13 protein-coding genes are annotated in these 15929 nt (G+C 63.9%); 8 read left to right on the plus strand and 5 right to left on the minus strand.

The annotated features are described in order from the left end of the window. Positions 1 to 53: 53 nt before the first annotated feature. The gene (locus tag D3242_RS25245) at positions 54 to 956 is read right to left on the minus strand and encodes a LysR substrate-binding domain-containing protein (protein ID WP_019858163.1); all 903 of its coding nucleotides are present in this window, start codon (positions 954 to 956) and stop codon (positions 54 to 56) included. Between the two features lie 250 nt (positions 957 to 1206). Between D3242_RS25245 and D3242_RS25250 the strand changes: the two genes are divergently transcribed. The 8 genes from D3242_RS25250 (at position 1207) to D3242_RS25285 (ending at position 9731) form a co-directional block, all read left to right on the plus strand. Then, complete coding sequence (locus D3242_RS25250; protein ID WP_019858162.1) at positions 1207 to 2715, plus strand: leucyl aminopeptidase; 1509 nt, start codon at positions 1207 to 1209, stop codon at positions 2713 to 2715. A gap of 54 nt (positions 2716 to 2769) precedes the next feature. After that, positions 2770 to 3675: a proline iminopeptidase-family hydrolase gene (locus D3242_RS25255; protein WP_038646840.1), complete on the plus strand. Its 906-nt coding sequence runs from the start codon at positions 2770 to 2772 to the stop codon at positions 3673 to 3675. Between the two features lie 18 nt (positions 3676 to 3693). Further along, positions 3694 to 5355: an ABC transporter substrate-binding protein gene (locus D3242_RS25260; RefSeq protein ID WP_038646838.1), complete on the plus strand. Its 1662-nt coding sequence runs from the start codon at positions 3694 to 3696 to the stop codon at positions 5353 to 5355. A 21-nt stretch (positions 5356 to 5376) separates the two neighbouring features. Next, positions 5377 to 6393: an ABC transporter permease gene (locus D3242_RS25265; RefSeq protein WP_019858159.1), complete on the plus strand. Its 1017-nt coding sequence runs from the start codon at positions 5377 to 5379 to the stop codon at positions 6391 to 6393. Then, positions 6393 to 7364, plus strand: a complete 972-nt coding sequence (locus tag D3242_RS25270; RefSeq protein ID WP_064985492.1) for an ABC transporter permease — start codon at positions 6393 to 6395, stop codon at positions 7362 to 7364. The genes D3242_RS25265 and D3242_RS25270 overlap by 1 nt, the downstream gene beginning before the upstream one ends. Further along, positions 7361 to 8320 (plus strand): ABC transporter ATP-binding protein, encoded by a 960-nt coding sequence (locus D3242_RS25275; RefSeq protein WP_038646833.1) that lies wholly within the window; start codon positions 7361 to 7363, stop codon positions 8318 to 8320. Before D3242_RS25270 ends, D3242_RS25275 begins: the two co-directional genes overlap by 4 nt. Positions 8321 to 8328: 8 nt before the next feature. Further along, a complete protein-coding gene (locus D3242_RS25280; protein ID WP_064985718.1) occupies positions 8329 to 9309 on the plus strand; it encodes an ABC transporter ATP-binding protein in 981 nt (326 codons plus the stop codon). A gap of 119 nt (positions 9310 to 9428) precedes the next feature. Then, complete coding sequence (locus D3242_RS25285; protein WP_010909507.1) at positions 9429 to 9731, plus strand: DUF982 domain-containing protein; 303 nt, start codon at positions 9429 to 9431, stop codon at positions 9729 to 9731. A 97-nt stretch (positions 9732 to 9828) separates the two neighbouring features. Here D3242_RS25285 and D3242_RS25290 read toward each other — a convergent pair whose 3' ends face one another. From D3242_RS25290 to D3242_RS25305, 4 genes are all read right to left on the minus strand, one after another. Further along, entirely contained in the window at positions 9829 to 10194 is a 366-nt protein-coding gene (locus D3242_RS25290; protein ID WP_064985491.1) for a YybH family protein, read from the minus strand. Positions 10195 to 10284: 90 nt separating this feature from the next. Next, positions 10285 to 12021, minus strand: a complete 1737-nt coding sequence (locus tag D3242_RS25295) for a tetratricopeptide repeat protein (protein ID WP_064985489.1) — start codon at positions 12019 to 12021, stop codon at positions 10285 to 10287. A 29-nt stretch (positions 12022 to 12050) separates the two neighbouring features. Further along, a complete protein-coding gene (locus tag D3242_RS25300) occupies positions 12051 to 13412 on the minus strand; it encodes an HlyD family type I secretion periplasmic adaptor subunit (protein WP_019858151.1) in 1362 nt (453 codons plus the stop codon). Positions 13413 to 13498: 86 nt separating this feature from the next. Beyond that, positions 13499 to 15793, minus strand: a complete 2295-nt coding sequence (locus D3242_RS25305) for a peptidase domain-containing ABC transporter (RefSeq protein WP_081296195.1) — start codon at positions 15791 to 15793, stop codon at positions 13499 to 13501. Between the last annotated feature and the right edge of the window lie 136 nt (positions 15794 to 15929).

Genomic DNA, 15929 nt, shown 5'->3' on the forward strand with positions numbered 1-15929 from the left:
CGCTGTTGGATACCAACAGTTCTGGTGATTCGAATTCGGGTGCCGCTTCTCGCCTAGGCGATGGCCATGACCCGCTTGTGGTCCTCGACTTCCGACAACAGCCAGTCCTGAAACAGGCCGGTGCCCGGCTTGTTGCCGATGCTGCGGCGCTGATGCAGGTAGATGCCGGCCGGATAGGTATGGCGGGCCTGAAACGGCGCGACAAGTTTGCCTTGCTGCAGCAGATCCTGCGCCATCATCGTATCGGCGAGCGCAATTCCGGCGCCATTGATTGCCTCGCGCATGATGAGCGTACAGTCATCCAGCGTCGTGCTGGATTTCGGCGTCGTGTCCAAAACGCCTTCCTGCTCCAGCCAACGCTTCCATCTCATGCTCTCGCATTCGTGGATAAGATGATGGTTGACCAGATCGGCGGGCGATCGCAGCGGCACGGGCCCATCGAGCAATGAGGGCGCACAGACCGGCGTCAGAACCAGCGGGATCAAAAGCGTCAGGGCCGGGCCGGCCTTGTAGACGAACTCGTCGACAATGGCCAAATCGAAGTTGGCGCGCTTGCCTGACGTCGAGATCTCCAGCTCCACGGTCGGATGCAGCTTGCGAAAGTTCGGCAACCGGTCCGCCAGCCAAAGGTTCAGGACCGCCGGGACGCACAAGACCCGGACGCGTTGGGTCCTGCCGTGGCTTGGGCCATCGGCGAGGCTGACGTCGTCGGTGGCGCGCCAGATGGCCTCGAACGCTTCGGAGAGGCTACGCGCATAGTAGGAGCCCCTGATGGTCGGTGTTATCTGGCGAAAGCCGCGTTCGAACAGATCCTGGCCGAGATTTCTTTCGAGTGCACGGATATGGCGGCTGATGGCCGAGGGTGTCAGGTGCAGCTCTTCGGCTGCATCCTTGATGCTGCCGAGACGTGCGGCGGCCTCGAAAGCGCGCATGCCATTGAGTGAAGGTAGGGCCATTGGCCGATCATGAATTGTCAGTTGAGTTTTTGTCAATCGACTTGGGCGAAATTGGCGTTTGATCGCCTGGCCTGTTCGGCGCTACCCAAAAGGCAAGAGCGACTAAGTCGCCATCAGAAAACGATTTTTTGGGGCCTCCGGCACCATTCCACCAAGGGCAGAGACCGGCAACAGGTTTAGCCATTGGCGGGCGAAGCGATGCACGCTGAGCCGAGGCCGGAGTCGTCAGCAAATGGGAGAATGCCAGTCTATGCCTCAATCGCCAGTGCCGGTCTTTGAAACGGCGGACGGGATTTCCTCGGAAACCGCTGTCGTCGTGATCTTGCGAACTGCCCAGACAGGCTTTGGCCCGCGGGCAGCGGCACTGGACGCTGATGTGAGCGGGATCCTGTCGCGTGCCTGCTCCGACCCGGCCACCTTGGCCGAATCCGGCACGTGCATCGATCTTATTGCCCCCCAGGGCGTGTCGGCCCGGCGCGTGATCGTCCTGGCCCTTGGCAAGGCCGAGGCCGTAACCGCCCTGTCACTGGCGCGCGCCGGCGGTTTGCTTGCCGCGCATCTGGAAGGCAAGTGCGAGTGCGCCGCGACGCTTGTCCTCGACCCCATTGACGGCATTGACCTGCCCGCAGCCGAGATCCTGGCGCGCGTCGCGCTGGGCATGCGGCTGCGGCGCTATCGTTTCGACATGCGCAACCGGCGCCAGGGGGCGGGAGCGGACCGGACCTTGCGGGTACAGCTGGTCGGAGCAAGCAGCGCGGATCTGACCCCGGCACTGGCGCGGATCAATGCCATCGCGGACGGTGTTGAATATGCGCGCACGCTGGTCAACCTGCCGCCGAACCATCTCCACCCCGACAATTTCCACGATCATCTGGAGCCGCTGCGCGAAGCCGGCATCGACGTCGAGATACTCGATCCATCGCGGCTGAAGGAGCTCGGCATGAACGCGATCCTGGCCGTGGGTTCCGGGTCGGTGCGGCCGCCGCGCGTCGCGGTGCTGCGCTATCGCGGCAAGGGCGCTCCTTCCCAACCGATGGCTTTCGTCGGCAAGGGCGTGTGTTTTGACTCCGGCGGCCTCTGCATCAAGCGCGGCGAGCAGATGTTCGACATGAAGGCCGATATGGGCGGCGCGGCCGCCGTGGTCGGCCTGCTGATCGCGCTTGCCCGGCAAGGCAGCCCGGTGCATGCCGTCGGCGTTCTCGGCATTGCCGAGAACATGCCGTCCGGCACCGCGCTCAAGCCGCGCGACATCGTCACCACGGCGTCAGGACAGACGGTCGAGGTGTTCGACACGGACGCGGAAGGGCGCCTGATCCTGGCCGATTGTCTCTATTATGCCGCCTCGCGCTTCAACCCGTCGGTGATCGTCGATCTGGCGACGCTGACCTATTCGGTGATGCGCGGCCTGGGATCGATCTTTGCAGGTCTTTTCAGCACCGACGATGCTATCGCGTCGCAGATGATCGCTGCGGGGGAAACGGTTGGCGAGCGGTTCTGGCAACTGCCGCTCGACAAGGCCTATGACGAGGGCCTGCAATCGCCCTTCGCTGACATCCGGCACCACGCCAAGGACATGGAAGACGGTGACGCGCCTTACGCGGCGGCGTTCCTGCGCCATTTCACCGAGGATCGTCCCTGGGTGCATCTCGACATCGCCGGCAAGGAAATGGCCGACGCGGACCGTCCGCTCGGCCGCGAAGGCGCCACGGCGTTCGGCGTGCAGATGCTGGAAGAGTGGGTGCAGACCAGGCTGAACTAGGCGCCTGCTGTCGGGGACAGAAACGAAATGCGTTCAAACGTGATGGGAACCGGGATGTCGTCAGAGGTCGCTAGCAAAGAGGGACGAGCCGCGTTCGGCAGTTACGAGACCTGGTATCGTATTTCTGGCGATCTCGATGCCGACAAGCCCCCGGTGGTGATCCTGCATGGCGGGCCGGGCGCCGCCCACAACTACGTCGATGCCTACAAGCATCTCGCCCGACGGGACCGCGCCGTCATCCACTACGACCAGTTGGGTTGCGGCAATTCCACTTTGCTGCCGGAGAAAGGCGCCGATTTCTGGACGCCACGGCTTTTCATCGACGAGCTGGAAAATCTCGTCGATCATCTCGGCATCCGCGCAGGCTTCCATGTGTTAGGTCAGAGCTGGGGCGGCATGCTGGGCGCCGAGTATGGGGTAACGCGGCCCAATGGCCTGAAGTCGCTGACCATCGCCAACTCGCCGGCTTCGATGAAGCTTTGGGTCGAAGAGGCCAACCGGTTGCGCGCCGACCTCCCCGGGGACGTGCAGGAGACACTGACCCGGCACGAGCAGGCCGGCACGACGGAAGATCCGGCCTACCAGGCAGCGACGATGGTGTTCTACGAGCGGCATGTCTGCCGGGTCGTGCCTTTTCCACCGGAGGTGACGGAGACCTTCGACCAGGTCGTGCGCAACCCCACTGTCTATCATCTGATGAACGGGCCGAACGAGTTCCATGTCATCGGAACGCTGAAGAACTGGAGTATCATCGATCGGCTGCAGGCCGTCGATGTTCCGACACTGATCATCTCCGGACGCTACGACGAGGCGACGCCCGCGACCGTGCAGCCCTTCAAGGACGGCATCAAGGGATCGCGCTGGGAGATATTCGAGCATTCCAGCCACATGCCGCATGTCGAAGAGCAGGACGCGTGCATGCGGGTGGTGGGCGACTTCCTGGACGACAACGACAACTGAGAAAAGGGGAACCAAGACATGAAGAAACTGCTTTTGGCCGCATCAGCCGCGGCACTGCTGGCCGGCACGTGGCTCGCTCCGGCACAGGCTGAATATCTCAAGGAGCACCGAGGTGGCACCATCCGCCTTCTGGCCCGCTCCGCGGCGGGAACGCTCGATCCGCACATCAACTATACCGACCAGGGCTGGCAGATGTACCAGCCGATCTATGACGGCCTGGTGGCCTTCCGCAAGGCCGAGGGCATGGACGGCTTCACCATCGTCCCCGATCTGGCCGAGGCGCTGCCGCAGGTCAGCAATGACGGCAAGACCTTCACCTTCAAGCTGCGCAAGGGCATCAAGTTCTCCAACGGCCAGGATATGGGCGTCAAGGACGTCGTCGCCTCCTTCCAGCGCATCTTCAAGGTTTCCGGGCCGACTTCCGGCACCTTCTATGCCGGCATTGTCGGCGCCGACAAATGCCTGGCCGATACCAAGAACTGCACGCTGGACGGCGGTGTCGTCGGCGATGAAGCGGCCGGTACTATCACCCTCAATCTCACCAAGCCCGACGCAGAGATACTCTACAAGCTTGCCTTGCCGCATGCCGTGGTGTTGCCGGCGGATACGCCCGCCGAAGACATGGGCTCCAAGCCCATTCCCAGCACCGGCGCCTACATGATCTCCGCCTTCGACCCCAACAAGGGCATGACGGTGTCGCGCAACCCGAACTTCAAGCAGTGGAGCGAGGAAGCGCAACCTGACGGCTACCCGGATGTCGTCCAGTATGATTTCGGCCTGTCCGAGGAAGCGGCCGTGACGGCGATCCAGAACGGCGAAGCGGACTGGATGTTCGATGCGCTGCCGAGCGACCGCCTGGGCGAACTTGGCAGCAAGTCCATGGACCAGCTGCACATCTCGCCGCTTTCGGCGTGGTGGTATGCACCCCTGAACAACCGTCTCGCGCCGTTCGACAATGAAAAGGCGCGCCAGGCCGTTGCCTATGCGATCGATCGCAACACGCTGGTCAAGCTGTTCGGTGGCAAGGTGCTGGCCTCGCCGGTCTGTCAGATCCTGCCGCCGGACTTCCCCGGCCATGAGGACTATTGCCCCTTCACCAAGAACCCAGGTGCCAAATGGTCGGCGCCGGATCTCGACAAGGCAAAGCAACTCGTTGAGGAATCGGGCACCAAGGGCCAGAAGGTGACCATTATCGTCGAGGACACCGCCATTTCGCGGTCGATCGGCGTCTATCTGCAGAGCGTGCTGACCACCATCGGCTATGTCGCCGACGTCAAGCCGATCTCGTCCAACATCCAGTTCACCTACATCCAGAACACCAACAACAAGGTGCAGATGTCGGTCACCCAATGGTACAAGGACTATCCTGCGGCTTCCGACTTCCTGAACATCCTGTTCAGCTGCGCCTCCTTCCGTGAAGGTTCGGATGCCTCGATCAACATCGCCGGCTTCTGCGACAAGGACATCGACGCCAAGATGCAAAAGGCGCTGGATCTCGGCGTGACCGACCAGAAGGCCGCAGACAAAATGTGGGCCGAAATCGACAAGCAGGTCACGGACAAGGCGCCGGCAGTCGGTCTCTTCACGCCGAAGCGGCTTGACTTCGTCAGCAAACGGGTTGGCAATTTCAAGTTCAACCGGCAGTTCAACTGGATGATCACCCAGTCCTGGGTGCAGTAACGAACTGCGGAGGGCACGTCCGTGTCGAACCAAGCCGTCGCCATGCCGCGCAAGACGCGAGGGCCCTGGGCCGTCGCGTTTGCGAAGCTGGCAAGGGACAGGGCTGCCATGGCATCCCTGGCCGTGTTCCTCCTCATCGTGCTGGCCTGCCTCAGCGCGCCTCTCTACGCGAAGTGGGCCGGCGTGGACCCCTTCGCCTCGACGCTCGACGCCGTCATCCAGATCGACGGCGCCGACGTTCCGGTGATGGAACAATCGACCGAGGGGCTGGGGCTCGGCTACACGCCGCTCGGTCCGACCTGGCGGCTCGGCAATTATTTCCTCGGCGCCGACAGCCAGGGGCGCGATGTCATGGCCCGAATGCTCTATGGCGGGCTGAGCTCGCTGCTGATCTCCGGTGCGGCCACCATCTTCACCCTGATCATCGGCACGGCGGCGGGATTGATCGCAGGCTATTTCGGCGGCATCACAGATACGGTGCTGTCGCGCCTGCTGGATGTCCTGTGGGCCTTCCCGATCTATCTGCTGGCGATTTCGCTTTCCATCGTCACCATCGCGCAAGGCATCAGGATCGGGCCGATCGATATCGAGTCCGGCAGCCTATGGTTGCCGGTCATCATCATCGGCATCGTCTATGTGCCCTATGTGGCGCGTCCGATACGCGGGCAGGTGCTGTCACTGCGCCACAGCGAATTTGTGCTGGCCGCGATCAATCTCGGCGTGCCGGGATGGCGCATCCTGTGGCGCGATATCCTGCCCAACATCACCACCACGCTCATCGTCTTCGTACCGTTGATGATGGCGCTGAACATGCTGACGGAATCTGCACTTTCCTTCCTGTCGATCGGCGTGCAGCCGCCCGCCGCGAGTTGGGGCACCATCATCCAGGACGGGCAGGCGCTGCTCTACACCAGGCCGCTGGTGGCGCTGGTGCCGGGCCTGGCCATCGCGGTGTCCGTCATGGCGCTCAATGTCTTCGGCGACGGCCTGCGCGACGCGCTCGACCCGCGCTCCAAGGTTCGGTTGGGGCGCGACTGATGATCTATGCCATCCTGCGCCGTTTCGGTCAGATGCTGTTCGTGATGTTCGGTATCTCGGTCATCGTCTTCCTGATCTTCTTCGCGACGCCGGGCGCCGACCCGGCGGCGCGCATCGCCGGGCGCAATGCAACAGCCGAAGTGCTGGAAGCGGTGCGCCACAATTTCGGCTTCGACCGGCCGCTCTACGTGCAATATGTGAAGATGATGGAGAAGATCTTCGTCACCGGCGACCTGACCTCCTTCGTCAATCGCGGCTGGAAGGTGGTGCCGGCGGTGATGGATTCGATCCCCGTCACGCTCTCGCTGGTGTTCGGGGCGGCGATCCTTTGGGTGGTTGTCTCCATCATCATCGGCATCGTTGCCGCCGCCACCCGCGACAGCTGGCTGGACAAGCTGCTGATGGCTTTGGGCCTGCTCGGCATCTCCATGCCGGTCTACTGGCTGGGCGAGGTGATGAACCTGATCACTCAGAGCCGCTACCACGACAGCTGGGCATTCTCATGGGTCCCGCCGCTTGGCTACAAGAATTTCTCCGACGATCCCAAAGGCTGGTTCCTGACGCTGGTCATACCCTGGATCACGTTGGCCATTCTCTACATCGGCATTTACGGGCGCGTGCTGCGCGCCGCTATCATCGAATCCTTGCAGGAGGACTTTATCCGCACGGCCAGGGCCAAGGGCCTGTCGGAGACGCGCATCCTGCTGCGCCATGCCTTGCGCACATCGCTCATCGCGTTCGTCACCTTGTTCGGCCTGGACTTCGGCGCGCTGGTGGGCGGCTCGGCGCTGCTGACCGAGGTGGTGTTCGGGCTGCACGGCATCGGCAAGCTCACTTATGACGCGCTGCAGAATCTCGACCTGCCGATGATCATGGCAACGGTGATGTATGCGTCCGTGTTCGTGGTCATCGCCAATGCGGTCGTCGATTTCGTCTACATCCTTCTCGATCCGCGCCTGAGGACATCATGATACTGTCGGTGCGCGACCTCAAAGTATCCTTCCGCACCAATGACGGTCTGGTGCGGGCGATCGATGGCGTTTCCTTCGATCTCGAGGAAAGCGAGATCCTCGGCGTCGTCGGCGAATCCGGGTCCGGCAAGACGGTGTCGCTGCTGGCGGTGATGGGCCTCATCACCGATCCGAACGCCAGCATCGAAGGCTCGATCCGCTACAAGGGCCGTGAATTGGTGGGGCTGCCGGCGCGGGAGCTGAGGCGGCTGCGCGGCAACGAGATCGCGATGATCTTCCAGGATCCGATGACGGCGCTGACGCCGGTCTACACGATCGGCTGGCAGATCGCCGAACAGATCCGCGCGCACCAAAATATCAGCAAAGCCAAGGCGATGGTGCGCGTCGAAGAACTGCTGGCCGAGGTGAATTTTCCCAATCCGCACGAGGCGATGTCGCGCTACCCGCACCAGCTTTCCGGCGGCATGCGGCAGCGCGCGGTGATCGCGATGGCCTTGTCCTGCAATCCGGCGCTGCTGGTGGCGGACGAGCCGACCACGGCGCTCGACGTCACGGTGCAGGCCGGCATTCTCGACCTCGTGCGCAAGCTGCGCGCGACGCACAAATCGGCTGTGGTCTTCATCACGCACGACATGGGCGTGGTCTCCGAACTCGCCGACCGGGTGATGGTCATGTATGCCGGCCGCGTGGTGGAACGTGGCAGCCGCATGGAACTGTTTTCCGACCCACGACATCCCTATACGCGTGCGCTGCTGGGTTCGATCCCGCCGCTGACCGGTGAAAAGCCGCGCCGCCTGCCGGCCATTCCCGGTTCGCCGCCATCGCTGCTCCGATTGCCGCAGGGCTGCGCCTTCGGCCCGCGATGCCCGGTGCACTACGAGCCCTGCGTGACCGACAGGCCAGAGCTTGGCATCGGCACTCACGCCGCGGCGTGCTTCCGGGTGGCGCAGGCATGAGCGGACCGATGACCGACAGCCCAATCCTCGAAACGCGTTCACTCGGCAAGCGCTTCTCGATCGGCACCCGTTTCTCCGCCGAAGGCAAGCGAACCGTCCATGCGGTTGACAATGTTTCGCTGACCGTGCGGCGCGGCGAGACGGTCGGCCTGGTCGGCGAATCCGGCTGCGGCAAGTCCACGCTGGCGCGCTGCCTGGTGAGGCTCTACGACATATCCGACGGAGAGCTGCTGTTCGAAGGCGAGGACATCACCTCGAAATCGCTGTCCGAACTGAGGCCGCTGCGGCGGCGCCTGCAAATGGTGTTCCAGGACCCGTCGGCCTCGCTCAATCCGCGCCGGCGCGTCGGCGATCTGGTGGCCGAGCCGCTGCGCATCCACGGCAAGCTTTCCTCGCGCGAGATCACCGCGCGTGTCGCGGAATTGTTCGAGCTCGTCGGCCTGCTGCCGGACCATGTCATGCGCTATCCCCACGAATTCTCCGGCGGCCAGCGCCAGCGGGTCGGCATCGCGCGGGCCATCGCGCTCAATCCCGATCTGGTCGTGCTGGATGAACCGGTCTCCGCACTCGACGTCTCGGTGCAGGCGCAGATCGTCAACCTGCTTGCCGATCTGCAGGAGAAGCTGAACCTCACCTACATCTTCATCGCCCACGACCTGTCGGTGGTGCGCCAGGTGTCGACCCGCATCGCTGTCATGTATCTCGGCTCGATCGTCGAGGAAGGGCCGGCCGAGGAGGTGTTCGCGACATCAGCCCATCCCTACAGCCAGGCGCTGATCTCGGCGGTTCCGGTCGTTGAGACCACGCCCAGCGGGACGCGCAAGCGCATCATCCTCACTGGCGATGTGCCGAGCCCGCTCAAGCCGCCATCCGGCTGCCGTTTCCACCCAAGATGCCCGATCGCGGTCGATCGATGCCGCACGGAACGGCCGGAGCTGAGGGAGTATCGACCCGGCCGCAAAGTGGCCTGCCACTTCCCCACGGTTTAGCTGGCGACCATCGACCAAAAGATTTTTTAAAGGTTCTGTTTTCTGTATGGAACCAACCGCAAGACTGTGCGTTTCATAAGGTTCGATCGGGCGGCATCGCGATCGACCGGGAGGAAACGATGGACTACCTGCATTTCTTTGCGCCCGTGCGGATCTCGCGCGGGCAGGGACATCCTGTAGAAGAAGTGGATAGTGTCGCAGAGGCGATGGTTTTCTTGCGTAAATGGCCGACGGGACGACGCGGGCCAGTGTATCAGTGCGCGCTGAATTGCTGCTCGGCAGCTTTGTCGGGGCAGATGTCGGCGGAGGAGGCCAGGAAGGCATTCACCGGCTTTGCCAGGATCACGCGGCTTCTGGACGACGACATGGCGCTGCCGGTCCCCGGCGAAACCATGGCGGACGTATACGCGCTGCGGCGGTAGCCGCACCCGGATTGCCGAACGCAAGGACTGCGGCCATGACGGCCGCAGTGTGTTGACGCGCCCGTGGTGACGTGGCCGGCCGGTTTTCCCGGAAGGCCTAATCCCAAGCGACGGAATAGCGGTCGATCACCCAAAGCCAGGAGCCGTCGGCCTGCCGCCGGGCAACCTCGCTGGTGACGTCGCCGTCGGGAAGTCGGGTCGAGGTGAGGGCAAGGTCGCCGCAAATGAGCGCCGGCCGCTGTTCTCCGACCGCAAACTTCCGTCCGGACGTAACGATCTCGGCATAGTAGTCACGAATGGCTTCATGGCCGCGCAGAAAACGTCCGCCGCCGCAGTCGATCACGGCATCCGCCTCGAACAGCGCGACCATGCCATCGACGTCGCCCGCATGCTGTCTCGCTATCAGCATGGGCTCCAGCTGCTGAGGGTCGTAGGCGCGCTTTCCCGCACTCGGATCGTTCATTGAGCGCGCCTATGAAGGAAGTTGGGGTGCGTGGATCCGCCGTGGTGCAAACTTACTGAACCCACTCCCGCGTCGAAACCAGCATATGGCTCATGGCGCCGCCGTGCCCGCAGCCCCCAGTTCGTCGGCGGCTTCACTGATCCCGTGCGCAGCCGCGCGTTCGAGCCAAAGGCGAGCGGCAGCCGGGTCGCACTCCCCGGCGAGGCCTTTCAAGAGATAACGTCCGAGCATGAATTGGGCTTGGCTATGCCCGCGTCCGGCAGCGGCGGCGTACCATTTCTGCGCCGCCGCCTGATCGACCGGCAGGCCGTGCCCGGCTCCGTACAGCGCGCCAATCGCAAACATCGCCCCGGCGTGACCGTCGGCGGCGGCCTGCTCAAACAGCTGCATTGCAGCCTCGGGCTCGGGCATGCCGCCGCGCCCATTGAGCAGCATCTCTGCGAGCGCCACACGTGCGTCGAGCACGCCGGCGTCGGCCGCCCGCGCAAACCACACGCGGGCCTGAGTTGGGTCGGCCGCCACGCCGCGTCCATCCTGAAGGAGGCGGGCATACATATATTGTGCCTCGGCGACGCCTTCGGCGGCGCGCCGCAGCCAGTGTGCCGCTTGCCCCTCGTCCTGGCGAACGCCGACGCCCTTGGCGAAGCAGAGCCCAAGGTTGAATGCCGCGATGAGGTCGCCCGATGATGCGGCCGCCTCGAACCATCCGGCAACGCTCGCACCGTCGTCCGGCTCGCCGGCCCCTCCGAGGATAAGATTGGCGAGGTCTGTCTGTGCCTGCTGATTGCCGCCATTTGCGGAAGAGCGCAGCCAGCGCGCTCCTTCCTCGACATCCTCAGCCACACCATTTCCCGTCAAATAGAGCGAGGCCAAAGCGCGGGCAGCGGCTTGGTGGCCCGCTTCGGCCGCCCGCCGGTACCAATTCGCGGCTTCTGCAAAGTCCGGCCGCTGCGTCTTGGCATAGCGATCGCCCAACATATAGGCTGCCTCGATATTGCCGGCCAAGGCAGCACGCCGCATCCATGCCTCCCCGGCAGCGACATCTTGGCCGACGAGTGCACCGTCGATCAGTGCCAGTCCCAACCGGAACTGGGCGGAGGGCAGGCCCTTCTCTGCAGCAGCCCGATACAGTTGAGCGGCTGCTGCCATGTCGCTTGCTACGCCGAGCCCGTGCTCGGTAAGGACCGCAAGAAGATAGGTCGCGGTCGGCAGGCCGGCGTCGGCCGCACGCCTTACCTCTTCCGCAATCCGAACTCTGTTTTCGCGTTTGCCGCGGCGGGCCAGCGACAGGGCAAAGCCAAGGCACCCTTCGGCGCAGCCGGCAGCAGCCGACTTCTCGTACCAGCGGTGTGCGGCATCGACATCGCGCATCGATGCGGGGCCGCTGGTAAGCATATAACCGAGGATCGCCTGTCCCGTGGCCGAGCCTGCCTCGGCCGCCTTGGTGGCAAAGTCGAAAGCGGCCGTGAAGTCTGGTTTTCCCGGGGAATCAGGTTTGAACAAGTGCTCCGAGGGTCCCTTGCCGTCGGCTTCCGCCGTCACCAGCCCGGTGACGTAGAGCGCGGCGAGAAGCGCCTGCGCATCCGCGCTCCCGTGGTTCGCCGCCCGCAGCAGCCATCGCGCGCCTTCCATACGGCTCGGTGGCACACCGGCGCCTTCCAGATAGCAACGCGCGACCCGGTACTCGGCGTCAACGATCCCCGCGCGCGCCGCTTTCGCCATAAGCGGAAAGGCTTCAGCGGCCTTGCCGCTGTCAGCAAGCTGGATCGCCCGACGCAACACCGCCGCCGGGAAGGCCAGACCAGTCAGCCGATCCAGGATTGTCATCGATCCGAGCCTCTGATTCCTCCAGTACTCTAAGGCTCCCGCATCGCCTCCTGGCCGATCGGGAGCATGACGCCGAGAAGGTACTTGAGTATCGTGCGCCGGCCGACCTTTACGTCGGCGGTCACCGGCATGCCGGGGCTGACTGCGAAACCGGCGGGAACGCCGTGGAGGGCGACCTGGTCGATGGAGATCCGCGTGCGATAGAATGGCTCGGCGTCGGAAGGCAACATGGCCAGGGAACTGTTCGGATCGCGCGCTTGCTCCTGTGCCGAGAAGGAATCTGGGCTGAGTGCCCGCACAGTTCCGTGGGCGAGGCCGTATTGCGAATAGGGGAAGGTGTCGAACTTGATGACCACCGGGTCGCCGACATGCACAAAACCGCTGCTCCTGCCAACGATGTTTGTCTCGATCTCGAGGGGCGCGTCGGCCGGCACCAGCGTGATAAAGCGCTCCCCTGACTGCATGACCGAGCCGACGGAGACTTTTGCCACCGATTGAACGATGGCGTCTGATTGGCTCTTCAACTCGACCAACTGGTTTCGAAGCTTTGCCTTGTTGAGAAGTTCGCGGGCGTCGGAGATCCGCGTGCTTGCCTCCGACAGGCTCTGCGAGACTTCAGCCCTCCAGCCCTGAATGTAGCCGTCGCGCTCGGCGGCCACCGCTGCCTGTTGGCGTTTGGCGGCTTCCGCGGTCTGCTCGGCATTGCCGAGCGCCCGGGACATTTCCGCGCGGTTGTCCTCGGCCAGGAGCGTGTTGAGGCGGCTCCCCACCTGCCTTGCCTCGAGCTGCCTGCGCATCTGTTCGATCGAGTCGGCGACCGTCAGCCGCTGCCGGTAGCCGTCGGCATCGGATTGCGATCGCGAAATCACCGAGCTGAGTTCGTCGCGCTGGCGTTCGAAATTCTCCACCTTCGCGTCGTAGACCGCCTTGCGTTGCTCGAATATCGACACCTGCAGGGTCCAACTCGGGTCGAGGCCGTTGTAGGTGAACGCCTGGCCGCTGGCCTCCGCCTTCAACCGCGCCACCTCGGCTTCAAGTGTCGAGACCTGCATCGCCAGTGCCGCCTGGTCGGCCGAGGAAAAGGTCGCATCGAGGCGGGCAAGCAATTGGCCGGCCTGGACGCGCTGTCCTTCCCGCACCTCGATCGAGCGGACAATCGCTGTCTCCAGCGGTTGCACGACGATGTTGGGGGATTGCGAGACCACCAGCCCTCTGGTCGTCACCACCTGATCGACCGGTATCAGACCCGCCAGGGCGATCAGCGCGATGACCAGGCTGGAAACGATCCAGACGATGCCGCGCGCCGCCCGCGGAATAGGCGCATTGGCGACAGCCGTCGACGGCCACTGGAACTCGAGTATGGCCGGCGTCGTCGGATCTCTCGTTTCCATCCGGTGCCACCGAGCGGGAAGGGCGGTGAGAGAGGTGCTGCTCATGGGTTACCGGACCTGATGCGAATATGAGGCGCGCGACATGATCAAACCAGCCGCGGCGGGACGGCGACGGGGCGGCCGTGGCGGCCATCGAGGTGCCGGTTCTGCTGCGACCACAACTGGCGATAGAGCGCGCATCGTTCGAGCAAGGTCGCATGCGGCGCGACGTCGAGGACCTTACCCTGATCCATGACGAGGATGTTGTCGCACTCGGTCAGCGAGGCGAGCCGGTGCGAAACGATGATCATCGTGCGCCCGCTGGCGATGCGCATGAGGTTGGCGCTGACAACCGCCTCGCTCTCCGGGTCGAGTGCGCTGGTCGCCTCGTCGAGGATGAGAATGGTCGGATCGTGGATGAGCGCGCGCGCGATCGCCAGCCGCTGCTTTTGACCGCCTGATAGATTGGGCGAACCTTCCTCGATGTAGGTGTCGTAGCCATTCGGCATCCGCTCGATGAATTCCTGGGCGCCGGCGAGGTGCGCGGCGCGCATGGCGTCGGAAAGGGTCAGGCCCGGGCGCCCGGCGATGATGTTGTCGCGGATCGATCCGCGGAACAGAAAGTTGTCCTGCAGCACCACACCAAGCCCTTGGCGCAAATGGCGCAGGTTGATTTCCTTGAGGTCGACGCCATCAAGCTTGAGGAACCCACTGTAGTCGCGGTTGATCCCTTGCAGGAGGCGGGCGACCGTCGATTTTCCCGACCCGCTGCGCCCAACAATGCCAAACATGCTGCCGGCGGGAATATGGAAGCTGACCCGGTCGAGCGCCGGTGTCTTGGTGGCGATATAGCTAAAGGTCAGGTCGCTGAACACGACCTCGCCGACCAGCTTGGGTCTCAGGCCGGCGGAATTCGAACTGCTCTCCAGCGGCCGGTTCAGGACCGACGCTGCCTCGCCGATCGCGGCACCGACCTCCTCGTAGTCTTCAACCAGCCGGGCCAGGCCAACCAGCGGCTGGGCCACACGCTGGGCGATCATCATGAAGGCGAACAAGCCGCCGACCATGTAGCCGGTGCGGTCGTTCATCGCGAGATAGGCGCCGATCAGCATGGTGCCGAGCACCATCACACGTTCGATCGGCGTGACCAGGGTCTGCGGCCAGCTTGCCAGCTGTCCGAAGGCGAGACGCGCCTTTCCCGCTTCGGCCACCCGCTCATCCCAGAGCGCCTTGCGCTGCGGCTCGAGACCGAGCGCCTTCACCGTTTTGATTCCGACGACCGTTTCGCCGAGCGCCGCCGACTTCCAGGTCTCGGCGTCGACCACCCGCTGATATCTGCCGCGCAGCGGCCTGAGGAAGGCGAGGATGATCAGCAGGATCACCACGGCGCAGGCCAGCACGATCCAGGCGAGGGAGGCGTTGATGTAGAACATCACCGGTACCAGCACGCACAGCGTGATCATATCCAGGAACGTGCTGAGGAGTTTTCCGGTCAGGAACTCGCGGATGCGATAGACCTGGGCGAGGTGATACATCGTCTCGCCGGCCGGATGCCGTTCGAAATAGTCGAGCGGCAGGCGTAACAGCCGGCTGAAGACGTGCAGCTGCAACTTGGTGTCCAGACGGGCGCCGACGACATTGATGATCAGCCGCCGTGCATGGCCAAGCAGTGTCTCATAGGCGAAAACCACGGCGATCACCGCCGACAACAGCACCAGCGTCGAGACGCTGTTGAACTGCAGCACCTTGTTGACCACCGTCATGACGATAAGCGGCGGCAGGATGGTCAGGACACTCAGCGTGAACGAGGCGATGGTGATATCGCGCAGGGCGTGGCTTTCGAGCCGCACCAGTTCGGCGAGCCAGCGAAGGGTGAAGGGCGCATCCGCCGCGACATAGGATCGTGTGGCGCGCAGCAGCAATGCCTCGCCCGTCCACACCTGCGACAGCCGCAACTCGTCGATGGCGACGGCTTCACCATCGTCGGGTGCATCCGCACTTTTCAGGAAGACGATGTTCCGCTCGGCGCTCGCCCCGGTGAGGAGAGCCGCGCCGCCATCGTTGAACAACAGGACGACCGGTCCGGCTTCCTGGAAACGCAAGAGGTGGGACCAGCGGATGCGCACGGCGCGCGACCACATGCCGGCGTCCTGCGCCCACTGCGACAGATCGGCGGCGGCCGGAATCGCGCTCGCGGCCCTGAATTCGTTCGGGTCGAGCTCGACGCCGTGATAGCGGGCGGCGCGCAGCATCGCCTTGAGGCGTGGCCCGATCTTGTCAAATTCGGCCGGACCGCCAGGGATCCGCGCCATAGTGCTCTCGCCGCCCGCCGCGTCGCCTTGCGCGGAACCGGCTTGGATCGGGACCGCTTGGATTTCGGCGTTCACGGGGATGTTCACCATGGACTTGTCTTCCGGCACGCAAGTGAACTCGACAATTCCCGGGCCGAAGTGCCTCTGCCGAGGGTTTCGATCATGTTGCCATCGTACTCCGAATTGATCGGCCGCGCGACTCTTCTGCCAAACCGTGTCCCGGGAT

This window comes from Mesorhizobium jarvisii (assembly GCF_003601985.1).
Lineage (GTDB): Bacteria > Pseudomonadota > Alphaproteobacteria > Rhizobiales > Rhizobiaceae > Mesorhizobium > Mesorhizobium jarvisii.

What these genes read in the sequence shown, in the direction of transcription:
- D3242_RS25250 (WP_019858162.1), top strand. Translation starts at nt 1,207, where the DNA reads ATGCCTCAATCGCCAGTGCCGGTCTTTGAAACGGCGGACGGGATTTCC.
- D3242_RS25285 (WP_010909507.1), top strand. Translation starts at nt 9,429, where the DNA reads ATGGACTACCTGCATTTCTTTGCGCCCGTGCGGATCTCGCGCGGGCAG.
- D3242_RS25280 (WP_064985718.1), top strand. Translation starts at nt 8,329, where the DNA reads ATGACCGACAGCCCAATCCTCGAAACGCGTTCACTCGGCAAGCGCTTC.
- D3242_RS25275 (WP_038646833.1), top strand. Translation starts at nt 7,361, where the DNA reads ATGATACTGTCGGTGCGCGACCTCAAAGTATCCTTCCGCACCAATGAC.
- D3242_RS25290 (WP_064985491.1), bottom strand. Translation starts at nt 10,194, where the DNA reads ATGAACGATCCGAGTGCGGGAAAGCGCGCCTACGACCCTCAGCAGCTG.
- D3242_RS25255 (WP_038646840.1), top strand. Translation starts at nt 2,770, where the DNA reads ATGTCGTCAGAGGTCGCTAGCAAAGAGGGACGAGCCGCGTTCGGCAGT.
- D3242_RS25305 (WP_081296195.1), bottom strand. Translation starts at nt 15,793, where the DNA reads ATGGTGAACATCCCCGTGAACGCCGAAATCCAAGCGGTCCCGATCCAA.
- D3242_RS25300 (WP_019858151.1), bottom strand. Translation starts at nt 13,412, where the DNA reads ATGGAAACGAGAGATCCGACGACGCCGGCCATACTCGAGTTCCAGTGG.
- D3242_RS25270 (WP_064985492.1), top strand. Translation starts at nt 6,393, where the DNA reads ATGATCTATGCCATCCTGCGCCGTTTCGGTCAGATGCTGTTCGTGATG.
- D3242_RS25245 (WP_019858163.1), bottom strand. Translation starts at nt 956, where the DNA reads ATGGCCCTACCTTCACTCAATGGCATGCGCGCTTTCGAGGCCGCCGCA.
- D3242_RS25260 (WP_038646838.1), top strand. Translation starts at nt 3,694, where the DNA reads ATGAAGAAACTGCTTTTGGCCGCATCAGCCGCGGCACTGCTGGCCGGC.
- D3242_RS25295 (WP_064985489.1), bottom strand. Translation starts at nt 12,021, where the DNA reads ATGACAATCCTGGATCGGCTGACTGGTCTGGCCTTCCCGGCGGCGGTG.